This window comes from Rhizobium sp. YAF28 (assembly GCF_052113285.1).
Classification (GTDB): Bacteria; Pseudomonadota; Alphaproteobacteria; order Rhizobiales; family Rhizobiaceae; genus Rhizobium.
In genome coordinates this window covers 244515-262300 of record NZ_JBFRCX010000003.1, presented here as the reverse complement: position 1 = coordinate 262300, position 17786 = coordinate 244515, and the positions used below count along the sequence as shown (strand labels likewise).

The 17786-nt window shown below is 61.3% G+C and carries 12 protein-coding genes; 7 read left to right on the top strand and 5 right to left on the bottom strand.

What is annotated here, in order from left to right; genetic code table 11:
* Positions 1-46: 46 nt before the first annotated feature.
* Positions 47-3358, top strand: a complete 3312-nt coding sequence (locus AB4Z13_RS08965; protein ID WP_439016834.1) for an oligosaccharide flippase family protein — start codon at positions 47-49, stop codon at positions 3356-3358.
* Positions 3359-3423: 65 nt separating this feature from the next.
* Here the strand turns inward: AB4Z13_RS08965 and AB4Z13_RS08960 are convergent, their stop codons facing one another.
* From AB4Z13_RS08960 to AB4Z13_RS08950, 3 genes are all read right to left on the bottom strand, one after another.
* Positions 3424-4590, bottom strand: coding sequence for a glycosyltransferase family 4 protein (locus AB4Z13_RS08960; protein ID WP_439016833.1), 1167 nt, complete (start codon positions 4588-4590; stop codon positions 3424-3426).
* A gap of 103 nt (positions 4591-4693) precedes the next feature.
* Complete coding sequence (locus tag AB4Z13_RS08955) at positions 4694-4930, bottom strand: Lrp/AsnC ligand binding domain-containing protein (protein ID WP_007825394.1); 237 nt, start codon at positions 4928-4930, stop codon at positions 4694-4696.
* Between the two features lie 70 nt (positions 4931-5000).
* Positions 5001-5909 carry a LysR family transcriptional regulator gene (locus tag AB4Z13_RS08950; RefSeq protein WP_439016832.1) on the bottom strand — a complete coding sequence of 303 codons (909 nt, stop codon included), beginning with the start codon at positions 5907-5909 and terminating at the stop codon, positions 5001-5003.
* Between the two features lie 103 nt (positions 5910-6012).
* On the opposite strand from AB4Z13_RS08950, the gene hglS reads away from it, so the two are divergent.
* The 6 genes from hglS (at position 6013) to AB4Z13_RS08920 (ending at position 14323) form a co-directional block, all read left to right on the top strand.
* Positions 6013-7419, top strand: coding sequence for a 2-oxoadipate dioxygenase/decarboxylase HglS (gene hglS, locus AB4Z13_RS08945; protein ID WP_439016831.1), 1407 nt, complete (start codon positions 6013-6015; stop codon positions 7417-7419).
* A gap of 69 nt (positions 7420-7488) precedes the next feature.
* Positions 7489-8772, top strand: coding sequence for an NAD(P)/FAD-dependent oxidoreductase (locus AB4Z13_RS08940; RefSeq protein ID WP_439016830.1), 1284 nt, complete (start codon positions 7489-7491; stop codon positions 8770-8772).
* A 25-nt stretch (positions 8773-8797) separates the two neighbouring features.
* Entirely contained in the window at positions 8798-10336 is a 1539-nt protein-coding gene (gene amaB / locus AB4Z13_RS08935) for an L-piperidine-6-carboxylate dehydrogenase (protein WP_439016829.1), read from the top strand.
* A gap of 205 nt (positions 10337-10541) precedes the next feature.
* A complete protein-coding gene (locus AB4Z13_RS08930; RefSeq protein WP_439016828.1) occupies positions 10542-11567 on the top strand; it encodes an iron ABC transporter substrate-binding protein in 1026 nt (341 codons plus the stop codon).
* A gap of 63 nt (positions 11568-11630) precedes the next feature.
* A complete protein-coding gene (locus AB4Z13_RS08925; protein WP_442205962.1) occupies positions 11631-13289 on the top strand; it encodes an ABC transporter permease in 1659 nt (552 codons plus the stop codon).
* The gene (locus tag AB4Z13_RS08920) at positions 13286-14323 is read left to right on the top strand and encodes an ABC transporter ATP-binding protein (protein ID WP_310385156.1); all 1038 of its coding nucleotides are present in this window, start codon (positions 13286-13288) and stop codon (positions 14321-14323) included. The genes AB4Z13_RS08925 and AB4Z13_RS08920 overlap by 4 nt, the downstream gene beginning before the upstream one ends.
* A gap of 2 nt (positions 14324-14325) precedes the next feature.
* On the opposite strand, the gene AB4Z13_RS08915 is transcribed toward AB4Z13_RS08920, so the two are convergent.
* Entirely contained in the window at positions 14326-15657 is a 1332-nt protein-coding gene (locus AB4Z13_RS08915) for a glucoamylase family protein (RefSeq protein WP_007825384.1), read from the bottom strand.
* A gap of 256 nt (positions 15658-15913) precedes the next feature.
* Entirely contained in the window at positions 15914-17752 is a 1839-nt protein-coding gene (locus AB4Z13_RS08910) for an ABC transporter ATP-binding protein (protein WP_439016826.1), read from the bottom strand.
* Between the last annotated feature and the right edge of the window lie 34 nt (positions 17753-17786).

Genomic DNA, 17786 nt, shown 5'->3' with positions numbered 1-17786 from the left:
GATGGCTTGTTTTTCGGCCGCGATGCGGCTTCTAGCGGATGGACGGATGTCGAAGGGCATTATTGCAAACTCGGTGATGAATGCGGCGGCTGGCATGCTGCTTCTGGTGACGGGATTCGTATCCTCGATCATAACCGCACGCCTGCTCGGCCCCGAGGCCAACGGTATCGTCGCCTTTTCGCTCTGGCTCGTTGTCACAGGGGCCTCGATTGCTGAGCTCGGCTCCAGCATCACGCTTCTGAAGACGCTGCCGCAGCTTTCGGCGCAGGGCTACAGTTTCGAGCAACGTAGGGGATTTGCCTCGATCCTGGTCACCTTCATGGTCTGCTCCACGTTGGTGCTGCTGGGGCTCTATGCCCTGTTCTTCCTGACATCGGAGGAAATGCACTGGGCTGATACCGCGCCGTCGGTGGCGCTTGTGACAGGCATTCTCTTCTTCGTCCAGGCGATTGGCTCCTTCGTCAAATTCTACCTCATCGGCGAAAAGCGGCTTGGCACCTTCTTTCAGCTGACGCTGATCGTCTCGGTCTTTCAGCTTGTGGGTGTGGCGGTCGGTGCCGTTTTTTATGGGGTGCTGGGCGTGCTCGTCGGCTATGCGCTCGGCCAGCTCGTGCTTTTCGTCGCTACCTTGCCGATCCTCTTTACCCGTCGTGACCGCTGCGGCGTCTCGCTCAAATATCTGGCTTCGTCGTCGGTCATCCTGTCGATGCAGTTCATCATCGATTCGATCTTCCTCAACCGTATCGAACTGCTCTTCCTGCAGCAGTTCTGGTCGGTGGAAATGGTCGGTTTCTATGCTGCCGGCCTGTCGATCGCCAATATCGCGCTGCAGCTTCCCATCCAGATGAGCGGCAGCCTGCTGCCCTATTATTCTGAACGGCGGCATGCCAGCGCCGACTCGAAATTCCCGGTCGAGGCCTTTGCCGCCGTCATCCGCAGCATGGCCTATATTGTGCTGCCGATGAGCCTCGGGCTTGCTGCGATCTCTACTGAACTTGTGCATGTGGTCTTCGGCGAAGCCTTCGACCGAAGCGGCGGAGTAGTCGCCCTGCTTGCGCTTGTCGCGCCTGCCTACACTCTCATGCAGGTTCTCAGCCTGTACCTGCTTTCAATCGACAAGGCCAATGTACGGTTGAAAATCAGTGTGATAGGTGGCCTCCTGATGGTAGTGGGTTGTTTACTCATCGTACCTAGTCTTGCCGCCGAGGGTGCCGCGCTTGTGCGCATAGCCGTATTTGTTGCGATGTCGGTAATGATGGTCAGGCAAACGGGATTCGGAACTCAGCTTTCGGGCCTTTATCTCAGCCTTACGAAGATTACTCTCGCGGCGGTATTTTGCGGCTGCGGTGCCATCACTGCACTTGAGCTCATCCAGGGTCCGATTGGTCTTGTCGCGGCGATCATCGCTGGCACATTTACTTATTTTGCTGCGTTGAAAGTCCTGCGCGCCGTTCCGGCCGAAGATATCCAGGTGCTGCGCTCGATCCTCGACAAGATGCCGGCGCTGCTGAAGGGACCGGCAAGGCGCGTGGTCAATTTCATCACCCCGCCGACCCGAGAAGGAGAAGCGAAGAAGCCGGTCAACGAAGAATTCTCGCGTGAACCAGCAGAAGGCGCCGGCCGTGCCGCTGCTCTTCCCGTTGTCTTCGATGGCACGATTGGTCTGTTCATGCCCGAAAAGCCTGATGTCGCAAGACGCTCGGCTGCCGTCCTCTTCGTCAGCCCATGGGGTTTCGAGGAAATGTGCACGCGGAAATTCTATCGTGTGGCGGCAGAGCATTTTTCCGATATCGGTGTACCGAGCCTGCGGTTCGACTATACGGGCACGGGTGACGCACTCGATTTCGGAAATCAGACGCCGAGCCTGGAAATCTGGAAGAACTCCATCCGCGCGGCCGCTGTAAAGCTGAAGACGCTCAGCGGCTGCTCGCAGATCATCCTTGTCGGCCAGGGTCTCGGCGGCACGCTTGCTCATTTGACTGGCCATTCGATCGAGGGCGTCGACAGTGTCGCGCTGCTTGCGCCTATTCTAAGCGGCAGGGGGCATCTGCGCGAAATCAACATGTGGTCGCGGATCATCCATGCCGACCTCGGTCTCGGCAAGGAGCATGCGCCGAGCGCCCAGGTGCAGATCGCCGGTCTGACCTTGCCCGACGCGATTGCTGCGGAAATCGGCAAGCTCAATATCAGTTCACCGCAGGGCCTGGCGGCGCCGAATTACCTCATCCTCGAACGCCCGGTTCGGGGTGACGATACGGCCTTCGCCGACGCCCTGAAGGCGCTCGGCGGCAATGTCGAGCAGCGCGTTTTCGAAGGTTATGACGAGCTGGTCACGAACCCGCTCTTTGCCAAGACGCCGATGGCAGTCATCGCGCTGCTCACCGAATGGCTTGTCGAGACAACCGTGTCTGCCGCATCCGCGGGGCACTCTCCGCAGGAAGTCGGAAACCAGTCGCTCGCGGGTGATGGTTTTGAGGAAATTCCGGTTCGATTCGGAGCCTTCCAGCATCTGATCGGCGTCATCAGCCGGCCGCAGGGCGAGATCAAGGGTAATGCCGTGCTCTTTATGTCGACGGCCTATGACCGGCATGCCGGCTGGGGTCGTACGACTGTCGATATGGCGCGTGCGCTCGCTCGCCAGGGCGTCGTTTCACTCCGCTTCGATTCCGCCAATGTCGGCGACAGCGTTCCGCGCCCGGATGCGCCGGAACAGGTTCTCTATTCGGCGACACAGACGGAAGACGCGCTCGCCTCGCTGGATCTCTTGGAAAGCTTTGTCGCCGGACCGATCATGGTCGCAGGTCGCTGCAGCGGCGGCTATGTGGCCCTGCGCGCGGGCATCGAGGATGAGCGTTTGAAGGCGATCGTTTCGATTAATCCCTTCGTCTACTACTGGGATCCCGAGATGCCGGTGCGGCGCGAGCATGTCGTCTCTGTTCCGCGCAGCGTCGACGACTACGGTCAGCGGATGATGCGGCTCGACACGGTCAGACGGCTGTTCCGCGGCGAGGTCGATGTCTTTGCGGCCCTGCAGAACATCTTCATCGCGATCGGCCGCCGGCTTTCGCCGCGCATCGCGCCGCTTGTCGAACTCATTCCAGGCCGCCGTCATATCGCGCGGCAAGTGCGCCAGTCCTTTGCGGCGCTTGGCAGGCGCAAGGTGCCGCTGACGCTGATCTACAGCGAAGGCGATGTCGGTCTCGACCACATGTATTTCCATTTCGGCCCGCGCGGGCACAAGTTTACACGGCATCCGAATGTGCGGGTGGTGATGCTGCAGGATGCTGATCACAACCTGACGCCGCCGGAATCGCGCAAGCTGGTGCTGGACGAGATCGTTCGGTTAGCGAAGGCCTGAGAATTTCCTGCTTTGTTGGAGCACTTCCCGCAAAACTGCGCAGCGGTTTTGTGTTCGGAATTGCGCTAGGCGGCAATGCCGATCGACCGGTAGAGGTCGATATAGCGTTCGGCGACTGCGTCCCACGAATAAGCGTGCGCGGCCTGAACAAGGCTCTCCCGCAGTGCTGTACCCTCGGCGCTTACTTTCCGGTAGGCTTCCTCGATCGCGTCAGCGGCCCGATCCGGCTTCATGAAGTCGGCGAGAATGATCTGCTCGTGCCGCCCGGCAAGTACGCGGTAAGCCTCATTGGAGTTCAGGACTGGCTGCAGGCCGGCACTCATCGCTTCCAGCGCGACGAGGCCGAAGCCCTCATATTCCGAGGCGGAAGCGAAAAGAGAAGCTTTCGCGATGATCTCGCGGATCGTTTGATTATCCGGCGAAATAGTCAGAGTGACGGCCGTGTCCAGCGACCTTGCGGTGATCTCGCGCCTGAGATTGGCGGCATTGAGATCGGATTCGGCGCCGATGATATCGAGACGCCAGCCGGGATTGCGTTCGACGAGCGCTGCCGTTGCATCCAGTAGCAGATCGAGCCGTTTGTTTACCGAGAAGCGCCCGATAGTGACGACGCGCCGTTCGGGGGTGCGCGAGGAGGCATCGGCGAATTTGCCGATATCGGCGCCATTCTCGATGGTAATGCCATCGGGGACGATCTGGATGAACTGGCTGAGATCGGACGCGCTGCAGCAGACTACGCGGCGATAGGCGCTCGCCGAGCGCCGTGTCAGCGTCCTGAACCAGACCTTCTTGATCGCCAGGAATTTCTTCGTGTGAAAGAAGCCGCCATGGGTCGTGACGACCATGGGCTTGCGGTGCAGGAACCTGCCCCAGGCGAGTGCATCGAAGAAGAAGTCGATCGCATGGACATGGATCAGGTCGGCATCGCCGATATGACGGAACACCTGCGGCGCCAGCGGATAGCGGCTGCTGCCCGACCAGGGGATGCGCACGATCTCGATGTCGTCGATGATTTCGCGCGCCGGCAGCTTGTTTTCAGGTGCGGTAAAGAGGGAATTGAGCGTGACGACGCGAACGCGGTATCCGCGTTTCAGGGTCTGGCGGGCGAGATTGGCGACCACATCTTCCAGGCCGCCGCGGTTCGGCAGAAACTGGCGCACGACGTGCACGATGAGAGGCGCAGCATCAAGCTGCGGCCTTTTTTCGACGGTCACTGTCATGGAGACGGACATTTCCCACCTATTCTCTGTGGGAATGACCAGCCACGCCGGCCGTTAAGGTGCGGTATATGAAGATGCACCCCGAGCGGCTTTATTAACAAAAGGGTTAACTGGTTCAGAACGCCTTGAAGGTCAATGTCGTCAGCGAACGGACGATGCCGGGGATGTTGGCGATGTTGTCATTGATGAACTTGCCGATATCCTGGCCTTCTTCGATGTAGACCTTGAGCAGCAGGTCGTAATTGCCTGATGTCGAATAGAGCTCCGAGACCAGTTCGGTCTTGTAGATGGCGTCGGCGACCTCATAGGTCTTGCCTGGAGCACACTGGAGCTGGACGAAGATCGGCTTCATGGGAATTTCCTGCATCGAATTCTGATGGCGCGCATAATGGTCGAAACCGCTGCTGCGATGCAAGCCTTCCTTACATTTCAGGACCCGAACGGGCTTCGGAGACAATCCAGTCGCGGAAGGCGGCAAGCGGAGCGTAATCTGCGCGTTCCGGCGGAAAAGCGAGATAATAGCGTTCGCGGCTTTCCATCTCGCGGTCGACGGCGGGGATGAGATCGCCGCGCTTCAGTTCTTCCTGGATGAGGAAAGTCGGCAGCAGGGCAACACCGAGGCCGGCGATCGCTGCCTGCGCTGCCGTCGCAAACTGGTCGAACAGCATGCCGTGCACGCTTTCGAAGACGACGCCGTTGTCGGCAAACCAGCGTTCCCAGGCGTCGGGCCGGGTTGTCAGATGCAGGAGGGGCGCTGTCAGCAGGTCTTCCGCGCGGGAGATCGCGTTGCGTTTGAGGAAATCCGGGCTGCAGGCGGGCAGCGTGCGTTCCGACATCAGAAAGGCGAGTTCCGCGCCCGGCCAGTGGGGATGACCGAAGTGGATGGCGGCATCGATGGTATCGAGCCGGAAATCGAAGGAGGAGAGCCGGGTCACGAGGTTGATCGTGACGCCCGGATTGGTGGCGAGAAAGCGGCCGAGGCGCGGCGCCAGCCAGCGCGTGCCGAAGGTCGGCAGAATTGCGAGGTTCAAAGTACCGCCATGCGGGTTAGCGCGGAGGTTTAGCGAGGCGCTGGAGATACGGCGGAGTGCCTCGCGGATCTCACGCGCGTAGGCGTCTCCGGCAAGAGTAAGTCGCACGGTCTGGCGTTCGCGCAGGAAAAGCTCGACGCCGAGTTGCTCCTCCAGCGCCTTGATCTGGCGGCTGACGGCGCTCTGTGTCAGGTCGAGTTCGCGGGCGGCTGACGTAACGCTGCCGGTGCGGGCGACCGCCTCGAAGGCGGCGAGGTGCGAGATCGACGGCAAAAAACGTCTTGGTGAGAGCATGATCATTCCATTTCAGAATGAACTATTTCCGAAACGTCGATATTCACCGCTTCGGCGGCCTTGTAAAGAACTTCATCCTGCAAAATCGGAATGAACGCGGAGTTTCTTCATGCCCGGCGCTTTCGTCTCCACGGATCGCATCCGTTCGCTTTTCACCGAAGCCATGTCGCAGATGTACCGGACGGAGGTGCCGCAATACGGCACGCTGATCGAGCTCGTGGGAGAGGTCAACGCCGAAGTCCTCGCAAAAGACCAGGGACTGAGCGAGCGGCTTCGGCGCGCAGGCGAGCTCGAGCGCATCGATGTCGAGCGTCATGGCGCGATCCGTCTCGGAACGGCCGAAGAGCTGTTTACGATCCGCCGGCTCTTTGCCGTCATGGGGATGCAGTCGGTCGGTTACTACGATCTCTCGGTCGCCGGCGTTCCCGTACATTCCACCTGCTTCCGGCCTGTCGATGAAGCGGCGCTGAACGTCAATCCGTTCCGCGTCTTCACCTCGTTGTTGCGCCTGGAACTGATCGAAGACGAAGAGTTGCGCGCTGAAGCCGCGGCAATCCTCGCAAGACGGCGCATCTACACACCGCGCGCCATCGTCCTCATCGAACAGCATGAGAAAGCCGGCGGTCTGACGGAAGCGGAAGCTGCGGAGTTCGTTGCTGGGGCGCTGGAAACCTTCCGCTGGCACGGCGAGGCGACGGTCAGCGCCGAGACCTACAAGCGTCTGCATGATGCCCACCGCCTCATTGCAGACGTCGTCAGTTTCAAGGGGCCGCATATCAACCATCTGACGCCGCGCACGCTCGATATTGATGAAGTGCAACGGCGCATGCCGGAGCGCGGCATCACGCCCAAGGCCGTCATCGAAGGCCCGCCGCGACGCAATTGCGATATCCTGCTGCGGCAGACGAGCTTCAAGGCTCTGGAAGAACCGATTGCTTTTGCCGGCGAGGCCGGGACGACATCAGGCACGCATACGGCCCGCTTCGGCGAGATCGAACAGCGCGGCGTGGCGCTGACGGCCAAGGGCCGGGCGCTCTATGATCGGCTGCTTGCCTCGGTGCGCGGCGAAGTGCAGGTCGGCGCATCCGGCGCCAAGGCCGGCGACTACGATGTCGAACTTGCCGAGCGTTTCAAAGCACTGCCGGACAGCTGGGACGAGCTGCGGCGCGAGGGGTTTGCCTTCTTCCACTATTCGGCGACGCCCGAAGGTATTGCGGCCAAGGGACAGCTGCCCTCCGATCCGGATGCGTTGATCGCCGAGGGCTATCTGCGGTTCGATCCCATCATCTACGAGGATTTCCTGCCCGTCAGCGCGGCCGGTATCTTCCAGTCGAACCTCGGCACGGACCAGCAGCAGAATTATGCGACACGCTCGAATCGGGATGCCTTCGAGGAGGCGCTCGGCGCGAAGGTCCAGGACGAGCTCGCGCTCTATGCCGAGCGGCAGGCCGCCTCGCTCGACATGGCCATGGAAAAGCTCTGCCTTTCCGGCCTGAAGCTAAAGACGGTCGCCTGATATTTGGCCGCTTCCGCAAGGGCGGAGGCGGCGCTAGAGTGCCGATTTCGATCCTGACTGGACTGTCTGATGCTCAATGATCCGCGCTCCCACGGCCTGTGGGAAAAGACTGCTCCCCAGCCACCCGTCACCTCTGTGCTGGAAGGCGCTATCGAGGCCGATGTCGTCATCGTCGGTGGCGGTTATACGGGTCTTTCTTCCGGCCTGCATCTGGCCGAAGCCGGATCGCGGGTCGTGCTGCTCGAGGCCAAGGAGATCGGTTTCGGCGGCGCAGGTCGCAATGTCGGCCTCATCAATGCCGGCATGTGGGTCATGCCTGATGACCTGCCCGGTGTGCTCGGCCCGGTTTATGGCGAGCGTCTGCTCGACCTGCTTGGCAACGCGCCACGGCTGGTGATGGAACTGATCGAAAAGCATGGCATTGCTTGCGAGCTCGAAAAGCAGGGTACGCTGCATTGCGCCGTCGGTCCCGATGGGTTGAAGGAAGTCGAGGAGCGCTACAAGCAATGGTCGGCGCGCGGCGCGCCCGTCACATTGCTCAATGCGGATGAGACGGCAAAACGCATCGGTACGAATGCCTATGCCGGATCGCTGCTCGATATGCGGGCCGGCACGCTGCAGCCACTTGCCTATGCGCGCGGGCTTGCCCATGCGGCGCAGAAGGCGGGTGTCGTGTTGCATACGGCAAGCCCTATTATCGCAACCGAGCGGCAGGGCAGCCGCTGGGTGGTGAAGACGGCGCGCGGACAGGTCACGGCAAACTGGATCATTGTAGCGACGGATGCCTATAGCACTGGACCCTGGGAGCAGGTGCGCAACGAGCAGGTGTTTTTGCCCTATTTCAATTTTGCCACCGTGCCGCTCGGCGACAATCTGCGCCAGTCGATCCTGCCCAATCGCGAGGGTGCGTGGGATACAAAGGAAATCCTCTCCTCCTTCCGGATGGATCAGGCCGGCCGCCTGGTCTTCGGCAGTGTCGGGGCGTTGCGCAATACTGGCCTTTCCGTGCACAAAGGCTGGGCGAAGCGCTCGCTGAAGCGGCTTTTCCCCGAGATCGGCGATATCGAATTCGAGTGCGAATGGTACGGGCAGATTGGCATGACCGACAATGCACTGCCGCGCTTCCACAAATTCGCTCCCAATGTCATCGGCTTTTCGGGCTATAATGGCCGCGGGATCGCGCCCGGGACAGTGTTCGGCCGCACTTTGGCGGAGCATATTCTTGGCCGGATGGCCGAAGCGGATCTGCCTTTGCCACTGACCGATCCGCGTGAGCCGAGCTTCCGCGCACTCAAGGAATTATGGTACGAAGCCGGCGCTCAGGTCGCCCATTTCGCCGATGCCCGTTTCTGAGAACAACAAGAATGGAACCAAGACAATGACCATCGCCGTCCTCGATCTCGCCACCGAAACCGCCAAGCTGCTCGCCGATCTCGGCGTCGATGCCAACAGATATACCGGCGGTACGCTTTCGGTGACATCACCGATCACGGGCAAGGAAATTGGAAAGCTTAAGGAGCATTCTGTTGCGGACGCCAAGGCGGCGATCGACGCGGCGCACAAGGCGTTCCTCGAATGGCGTGCCGTTCCGGCGCCGAAACGCGGCGAGCTGATCCGCCTGCTCGGCGAAGAGCTGCGGGCCTCCAAGGTTGCACTCGGCCGCCTGGTCTCGATCGAAGTCGGCAAGATCACCTCCGAAGGCCTCGGCGAAGTGCAGGAAATGATCGATATCTGCGATTTCGCAGTCGGCCTTTCCCGCCAGCTCTATGGCCTGACGATCGCCACCGAGCGCGCCGAGCACCGGATGATGGAAAGCTGGCATCCACTTGGCGCCATCGGCATCATCTCGGCGTTCAATTTCCCTGTGGCTGTCTGGTCGTGGAATGCAGCACTCGCCATCGTCTGCGGCAATTCCACGGTCTGGAAGCCTTCGGAAAAGACGCCGCTGACAGCGCTTGCCGTCCAGGCGCTGTTCGAGAAGGCGCTGAAGCGTTTTGTTGCTGAAGGCGGCAAGGCGCCGGCAAATCTCTCGACGCTCCTGATCGGCGGCCGCGAGGTTGGCGAAGTGCTGGTCGACCATCCGAAGATCCCGCTCGTTTCGGCCACCGGCTCCACGGCCATGGGCCGCGCCGTAGGCCCGCGCCTGTCGCAGCGCTTTGCCCGCGCAATCCTGGAGCTTGGCGGCAACAATGCCGCAATCGTCTGCCCGACGGCCGATCTTGATCTGACGCTGCGGGGCGTTGCCTTCGCGGCCATGGGCACGGCCGGCCAGCGCTGCACGACGCTGCGCCGTCTCTTCGTGCATGAGAGCGTCTACGACCAGCTCGTTCCACGGCTGAAGAAGGCCTATGGTTCGGTGACGATCGGCAACCCGCTGGAAACAGGCACGCTGGTCGGCCCGCTGATCGACGGGCAGGCCTTTGACAAGATGCAGACGGCCCTCGGCCAGGCAAAGGCCGCCGGCGGCGCTGTCGTCGGTGGTGAGCGCGTCGAGAACGGTTCGGCAGAAGCCTTCTATGTTCGTCCCGCACTCGTCGAAATGTCTGAGCAGACCGGCCCGGTCGAGCAGGAAACCTTCGCGCCGATCCTCTACGTCATCAAGTACAGCGATTTCGACGCTGTGCTGGAGCTGCACAACGCTGTGCCGCAGGGTCTGTCGTCCTCGATCTTCACCAACAATATGCGCGAAGCGGAGACCTTCCTGTCTTCGCGTGGTTCGGATTGCGGCATCGCCAATGTCAATATTGGTCCGTCCGGTGCTGAGATCGGCGGAGCCTTTGGCGGCGAGAAGGAGACAGGCGGCGGCCGTGAATCCGGTTCGGATGCCTGGAAGGCTTACATGCGACGCTCCACCAACACCGTCAATTACGGCAAGACGCTGCCGCTGGCGCAGGGCGTCAAGTTCGACGTCGAATAAGCTAACGCATTGGAATCTAAGAAGCGACGCCTCGCCGGCGTCGCTTTTTTTGACGAAATCCGGATTTATTCCCCGCGAAGATGAAAGATTGAGTCAAGATAATGTGATGTTATTTTTGACCTCGAAACTTGAAGTAATCAGTCAACAAAAATATACGCCTGCCATCACCCTTGGGAGCTCGGGTGACATCGCCACGGAGGCCATCATGAAAATTGCTCTTAACCGTCTTTCCGGCGCGCTTGCGCTTGCCGCTTCACTTCTCGCAGCCACCGCGCTCGCAGGCAGTGCCAATGCGCAGCAGTCCGAAGGCATCGTCGTCTATAATGCCCAGCACGAAAGCCTCGGCCGCGAATGGATCGATGCCTTCACCAAGGAGACCGGCATCAAGGTCACCATGCGCCAGGGCAGCGATATGCAGTTCGCCAACCAGATCATCCAGGAAGGCGATGCTTCGCCCGCCGACGTTTTCCTCACCGAAAACTCGCCGGCCATGACGCTGGTCGATGGCGCCGGCCTGTTTGCGCCCGTCGATAAGGACACGCTGGAGCAGGTTCCGGAGCAGTATCGCCCGGCCGACGGCATGTGGACCGGCATTGCCGCGCGCACGACCGTTTTTGCCTATGACAAGACGAAGCTGACCGAAGACAAACTGCCGAAGTCGATGCTCGATCTGCAGGACCCGGCCTGGAAGGGTCGCTGGGGCGCGGCTCCCGCAGGCGCCGACTTCCAGGCAATCGTTGCCGCCTTCCTGCAGCTGAAGGGTGAAGACGCCACCAAGGCCTGGCTGAAAGGTCTCAAGGACAATGCCACCCCCTACAAGGGCAACAGCGTTGCCATGAAGGCGGTTAATGCCGGTGAAGTCGAAGGCGCGATCATCTATCACTACTACTGGTTCGGCGATCAGGCCAAGACCGGTGAGAACAGCAAGAATGTCGGCCTGCACTATTTCAAGAACCAGGATCCGGGCGCCTTCGTCAGCGTTTCGGGCAGCGGTATCCTGAAGTCCACGCAACACATGAAGGAAGCTCAGGCTTTCCTGAACTACCTCACCAGCAAGGCTGGCCAGACCGTGCTCAAGGACGGCGATTCCTTTGAATACGCCATCGGCAAGGATGCGGCCTCCAACGACAGGCTGGTGCCGCTTTCCGACCTCAACGCGCCGAAGGTTGAAGCCTCGACCCTCGACAGCAAGAAGGTCGTGGAGCTGATGACGGCCGCCGGCCTTATCTAACCTTTCTGCCGCAGTCTTCTTCCAGCCAAAACTATTGCTTTTGGCTCAAGAAAACCTTAGGGCATGACGAAATCTGGCAACCGCTCCTCAAAGGCGGTTGCCTTCCTTTTTCAGCGTGTGAAGGCATCGGCCTTGCTGCAGGACAATAGATTGCTCGCATCCGGCAACGAGGCGCCAAGGACCTCGCGAATGGTTTTGCCGCGCTGGCGCGTGCCGCACGCTTCCGTCGTTCTCGTCGCATCGATCGTAGCGATTTTCAGCCTCGTGCCGCTCGGCTTCATCGGCTGGGTAACCTATGATGTCGGCTGGGGAACGGTAAAAACGCTGGTCTTTCGCCCGCGTGTCGGCGAGCTTCTCGTCAATACGGTTCTTTTGGAATCGATCACCGTTCCGCTGTCTATCGCGCTTGCCGTCACACTTGCCTGGCTGACGGAGCGGACAGATATCCCGTTCGCACGGCTCTGGGCATGGCTGGCCATCGCCCCGCTTGCCGTGCCGGCCTTCGTGCATTCCTATGCCTGGGTGAGCCTGCTTCCAGGCATGCGCGGGTCGCAGAGCGGCGTATTCGTTTCGGTGCTTGCCTATTACCCCTTCCTCTATCTGCCGGTTGCCGCGGCACTCCGCCGGCTCGATCCCGCCATCGAGGATGCCGCTGCTTCGCTTGGCCTCGATCCTTGGCGGGTCTTCTTCCGCACGGTCTTGCCGCAGCTTCGCCTGGCCATCTGCGGCGGCTCGCTGCTGATCGCGCTGCACCTGCTGTCGGAATACGGTCTGTTCGTGATGATCCGCTTCGATACCTTTGCGACCGCGATCGTCGATCAGTTCCAGTCTTCCTACAACAGCCCGGCTTCCAACATGCTCGGCGGCGTGCTCGTCGCCTGCTGCCTGTTCCTGCTCGGCCTCGAGATCCTGCTGCGCGGCAATGAGCGATATGCACGCGTTGGCTCCGGCTCAGCGCGCCCGGCAGACCGTCGCCGGCTCGGCTGGTTCGTAGTGCCCGCCGTGGCTCTGCCGATCGTCCTCGCAGCGCTGACGCTCGGCGTGCCGCTGATCACGCTCGGCCGTTGGCTCTATCTCGGCGGACTCGGCATCTGGCGCATCGAGGTGGCGAGTGCCTTTGCACAGACGATCGTTCTCGCCGTCGCCGGTGGCGTGCTGACGACGATCGCTGCTGCCCCTATGGCCTGGCTCTCGGTGCGCGCGCCGGGCCGCCTCCAGCGCATCCTCGAAGCCTGCCACTATTATGTCGGTTCGCTGCCCGGTGTCGTCGTGGCGCTTGCGCTTGTCTCGATCACCGTCCGTCTCATCCTGCCGCTCTACCAGACCTTTGCAACGCTGCTCGTCGCCTATGTACTGCTCTTCCTGCCGCGCGCCATGGTCGGCCTGCGCGCCAGCATTGCGCAGGCGCCTGTCGAGCTGGAGCGGGCGGCAATGGGGCTTGGCCGCACGCCGGGACAGGCCGTGCGCCAGATAACCATGCGGCTCGCAGCGCCGGGGGCCGCCGCCAGCGTGGCGCTCGCAGCACTCGGCATCACCAATGAACTGACGGCGACGCTGATGTTGTCGCCAAACGGCGTCGATACGCTGGCGACGAAATTTTGGTCGATGACCAGCGAGATCGATTATGTCTCTGCAGCACCCTATGCCTTCATGATGGTCGTGCTGTCGCTGCCACTCACCCTTATGCTCTATGCCCAATCGAAACGGACTGCCGGCCAATGACGCTGCTTACGATCGACGCTATCAGCAAGCGTTATGGGCCGGTTCAGGCCTTGAAGGATATCTCGCTTGAAGTGCAGGCGGGCAGCCGTACGGCGGTTGTCGGTCCCTCCGGTTCCGGCAAGACGACGCTGCTGCGCATCATTGCCGGCTTCGAACAGCCTGACGCCGGCCGGGTAACGCTCGATGGTGAGGTGCTCGCTGACGGGCCGGCATGTGTTCCTGCCCACAAGCGCGGCATCGGCATCGTCTCGCAGGATGGCGCGCTCTTTCCGCATCTGAGCGTGGCCGAGAATATCGGTTTCGGTTTCGAGCGCGGCGCGCCGGATCGCGAGAAGCGAATTCGCGACCTTCTGGAAATGGTGGAGCTGGAAAACAGTATGCTGGATCGCCGCCCGCACCAGCTTTCGGGCGGCCAGCAGCAGCGTGTGGCGCTTGCCCGTGCGCTCGGCCGCCGGCCGCGCCTGATGCTGCTGGATGAGCCGTTTTCGGCCCTGGATACGGGGCTGCGCGAAAACATGCGCAAGGCGGTGGCCCGCGTGTTGCAGGCCGCCGGCATCACCGCCGTCCTCGTGACCCACGATCAGGGTGAGGCCCTGTCCTTTGCCGATCAGGTTGCGGTATTGCGCGAGGGGAGGCTTGTGCAGGCCGGCACGCCGCAGACGCTCTATCTCAAGCCGCGGGATCGCGAGACGGCGCTTTTCCTTGGCGATGCGGTGATGCTGCCGGCGATCATCAAGAATGGTTTTGCCGATTGTGCGCTCGGCAGCGTGCCGGTTGAGGGAGCCCATCAGGGCAAGGCGGAAATCATGCTGCGGCCGGAGCAGATCCGCGTCGTTGTCGGTGAGGACAATGCGAAATATGGCGGGCGTGTCGTGGATGTAGAATTCGGCGGCGCGACCTGCACGGTGGCGGTGTCGCTTGCCGCTGTCGCCCTGCCGCCGATCCTCATCAAGACATCGAGTGTGGCGTTGCCGGCGCGGGGCGATCTCGTTCGCCTCGATATCGCCGGCAAGGCGCATGTCTTTTCGCGTTAGGTTCAGCCCGCCTTCAGAACCAGTTCCTGCGGCTCTTCGCCGGCCAGCCAGCCGCCGGTGAAGCCAGCGCGCTCGAGGCCGAGGCGGATGACCGGCGACTTGCGCATCAGCTTCCAGATGAAGTCTGAGCGGTCGTTCTCGATCGTCATGACGAGAAGGCCCTGGTCTATGGCCACGGTTCGGTCATCGACCCAACCCTCAGGCCGCTTGGTCTGGACTGTTGGGTTGAAGCCGCCAGGGAAGCCGCCTTCCAGGAGCAGGTTCGGATAGGTCGTCAGCAGCGCCTTGGTGCCGTCCAGGGCAGCCTGCCGGTCGTAGGGCAGGCAGCCGAGCGCTGCCCAGGGCGCGATCGTGCCGTCATCGGGGCCGAGCGGAGCACCGCGGGCAGCATAACCCAGTACTTTCGGGCTGCGGCCACCGCGCATGCGCCGCGTCGGCGGCGGGCCATCGCAAGCCGTGAAGCCCCAGATATCCTTGCTGTAGCCGACGAACTGGCCGGGATTGCGTTCCGCGTAGTCGCGCTGGACGTTGATGACGACCTGCGTGTTGCGGAAATAGTCCCAGTTCCGCTCGACCATCGGCTTGTCCTGGATGCCTCGGAAATCGATCCAGGCATGGGAGAAGAGATGGATGAAGAGCGGGCCGGCATAGAGATAGGGCTGCTCGTTGAAGATCATCCACGAATAGCTTGCCGTGAAGGCGTCATAACTCGATTGCGGGATCGGGTAGGTCGGTGATGCCAGCGCCAGTGTGTAGAGAATGATCGCTTCATCGAAGCCATGGTAGCGCCAGCGCAGAAAGCCCGAAGAGGGCTTCCAGCCCATCGAGATACAATCGCCCTTGTTCAGCGCCCAGCGCCAGTCGACGCGCTCATAGATGAATTTTGCGAGCGCGCGAATCTCGGTCTCGGTTTGATCCTCGCCGTCGAAATATTGCGCGGCGGTCAGGATACCGGCGACGAGCAGAGCAGTATCGATGGTCGAAAGCTCGCTGTTCCAGGCGCGGTTGCCGGTATCCACGTGCAGGAAGTGGTAGAAGAAACCGCGATGCCCGGTCGCGTGGCGTTCCGTGCCCTGCTTGGCGTTGGCGAAAAAATGCAGCGTGTTGAAGACGCGTTCGGCAGCTTCCGCGCGGCTGATCCAGCCGCGCTCGACGCCGACGGGATAGGAGGAAAGTCCGAAGCCGACCGCGGCGATGCTCGCCGGCACGCCGGGGATCGACGTATCCGGCACAAGGCCGTTTTCAGAATTGGAATACTTCAGGAAATATTTGAACGCTGAATGCTGCAGCCTATCGACTAGCGCGGCATCAATGTCTTCAATCCGTTGCAGCATGTGCTCCTGCCCAACTGTTCTATCGCCCCATGCTTCAACATGGTGGCTGCCCCCAGGCAAATCAAACCTTTTTGATTCGCAAGGATAAGAGAACACAAACGTCGCCGATTGGCGTTAATAATTCCCACTGAAATAATATCTGGAATAAATGATATAAGCGATGCAGCAAAAGGGATTAAACCGCACCCCCCGTATGTGGTCCGTTCCGTGCAATACCTACCATCCCTAAACTGTCCGTTGAGCCTCCTGGACTAGCTCAGGCGGCTTCCTCCATCCGCACCATATGGCCTGCTACGACCTCGCGGAACTGACGCTTCGGAGGCACGTAACCCACGGGGCGGACGGGGCTTTTCAGTTCGTCGGTGCCGAGGTTGCGGCGAATGCCGCGGCGGGCGGGATCGGGCACCGGAACAGCCGCCATCAGCTTCTTGGTGTAGGGATGCTGCGGATTGCGGAAGAGCTCTTCGCGCGGGCCGATCTCGACGATCTCGCCGAGATACATGACCGCAACGCGGTGGCTGACGCGTTCGACCACCGCCATGTCGTGAGAGATGAAAAGGAAGGCGAGGTTGAGGCTCTGCTGCAGATCCATCAGCAGATTGCAGACCTGCGCCTTGATCGAAACATCGAGGGCGGACACGCTTTCATCCGCGACGATCACCTTCGGGTCGAGCGCAAGAGCGCGGGCGATGCAGATGCGCTGGCGCTGACCGCCGGAAAATTCATGCGGGTAACGCTTCATCATATCCGGCTTCAGGCCGACGCGTTCGAGCAGGTCGGCGGCCTTTTCGCGAGCCTGGGCACGGGTGCCTAGACCATGTTCGACAATGGGTTCGGCGACGGCAGCCCCTATCGTCATGCGCGGATTGAGGCTGGCGAAGGGGTCCTGGAAGATCATCTGGATGCTGCGGCGCATCTGACGCAGGCTGATCGCGTCGAGGTTCAGCACGTCATAGCCGTCAAGGCTGACGGAGCCGGCGTTCGGCTGCACCAGGCGTGTGATCGAACGTCCAGTGGTGGATTTACCGCAGCCGGATTCGCCGACGAGCGACAGCGTCTCGCCCTGGAAGAGTTCGAAGGACACATCCTCCACGGCGTGGATGGCGCCGGTCTTGCGGCCGAGGAGACCGCCGCGAATATCGAAGCGGGTAACGAGGTTCTTCACTTCGAGGATCGGCGTCTTGCGGCGGTCGACGGTTTCGGCCACTTCCACCGGCTCGCGGCGTTCGCCAGTCGCCGTGTCGATCACCGGGAAACGCAGCGGCCATTTGCGGCCATCCATCGAGCCGAGCCGCGGCACGGCAGAGAGCAGGGCCTGCGTATAGGGATGTTTGCCGCGATTGAATATATCGTCCGTCGTGCCGGTTTCGACCGCTTCGCCGCGATACATGACGATAGTGCGATCGGCGATCTCGGCGACGACGCCCATGTCATGGGTGATGAAGAGAACGGACATGCCTTCCTCTTCCTGCAGCACCTTGATGAGATCAAGGATCTGGCCCTGGATGGTGACGTCGAGCGCGGTGGTCGGTTCGTCGGCGATCAAAAGCTTCGGCCTTGATGCGAGTGCCATGGCAATCATGACCCGCTGGCGCATGCCGCCGGAAAACTGGTGCGGATATTCATCGAAGCGGGATGCGGCGTTCGGAATGCGCACCTTCTCCAGGAGGCGGATCGTTTCGGCTCGTGCGTCAGCCTTGCTGATATCGCCGTGGCAGGTGAGTGCCTCGGAAATCTGCCGGCCAATGGTGAAGATCGGGTTCAGGCTGGTCATCGGTTCCTGAAAGATCATGGCGGCATCCTTGCCGCGCACGGAACGCATCTCCTTGTCGGAGAGGGAAAGGATATCGCGCCCGTTGAGCGTGATGCTCCCCTCGACGCGGCTTGAGCCTTTGGCGAGCAGGCGCATGATGGAAAGCGAGGTGACGCTCTTGCCGGACCCGCTCTCGCCGACGATGGCGACCGTTTCCCCCGGCATGACATCGAAGGAGACATTGCGGACGACGGATCTCCACTCGCCGTCGGCGAGAAAGGAGGTTGTCAGGTTCCGGACGGAAAGAACCGGAGAGACGGGTGCTGCAGGCTGATCACTCATATCGTTCCCTTATTCTTTTTGTGCCGGAGGGGCT

Excerpts from the sequence above, each read along its gene's own strand:
- AB4Z13_RS08915 (WP_007825384.1), bottom strand. The coding sequence starts at position 15,657 with ATGCTGCAACGGATTGAAGACATTGATGCCGCGCTAGTCGATAGGCTG.
- AB4Z13_RS08940 (WP_439016830.1), top strand. The coding sequence starts at position 7,489 with ATGCTCAATGATCCGCGCTCCCACGGCCTGTGGGAAAAGACTGCTCCC.
- AB4Z13_RS08965 (WP_439016834.1), top strand. The coding sequence starts at position 47 with ATGTCGAAGGGCATTATTGCAAACTCGGTGATGAATGCGGCGGCTGGC.
- AB4Z13_RS08950 (WP_439016832.1), bottom strand. The coding sequence starts at position 5,909 with ATGATCATGCTCTCACCAAGACGTTTTTTGCCGTCGATCTCGCACCTC.
- AB4Z13_RS08920 (WP_310385156.1), top strand. The coding sequence starts at position 13,286 with ATGACGCTGCTTACGATCGACGCTATCAGCAAGCGTTATGGGCCGGTT.
- hglS (WP_439016831.1), top strand. The coding sequence starts at position 6,013 with ATGCCCGGCGCTTTCGTCTCCACGGATCGCATCCGTTCGCTTTTCACC.
- amaB (WP_439016829.1), top strand. The coding sequence starts at position 8,798 with ATGACCATCGCCGTCCTCGATCTCGCCACCGAAACCGCCAAGCTGCTC.
- AB4Z13_RS08925 (WP_442205962.1), top strand. The coding sequence starts at position 11,631 with ATGACGAAATCTGGCAACCGCTCCTCAAAGGCGGTTGCCTTCCTTTTT.
- AB4Z13_RS08930 (WP_439016828.1), top strand. The coding sequence starts at position 10,542 with ATGAAAATTGCTCTTAACCGTCTTTCCGGCGCGCTTGCGCTTGCCGCT.
- AB4Z13_RS08910 (WP_439016826.1), bottom strand. The coding sequence starts at position 17,752 with ATGAGTGATCAGCCTGCAGCACCCGTCTCTCCGGTTCTTTCCGTCCGG.
- AB4Z13_RS08960 (WP_439016833.1), bottom strand. The coding sequence starts at position 4,590 with ATGTCCGTCTCCATGACAGTGACCGTCGAAAAAAGGCCGCAGCTTGAT.
- AB4Z13_RS08955 (WP_007825394.1), bottom strand. The coding sequence starts at position 4,930 with ATGAAGCCGATCTTCGTCCAGCTCCAGTGTGCTCCAGGCAAGACCTAT.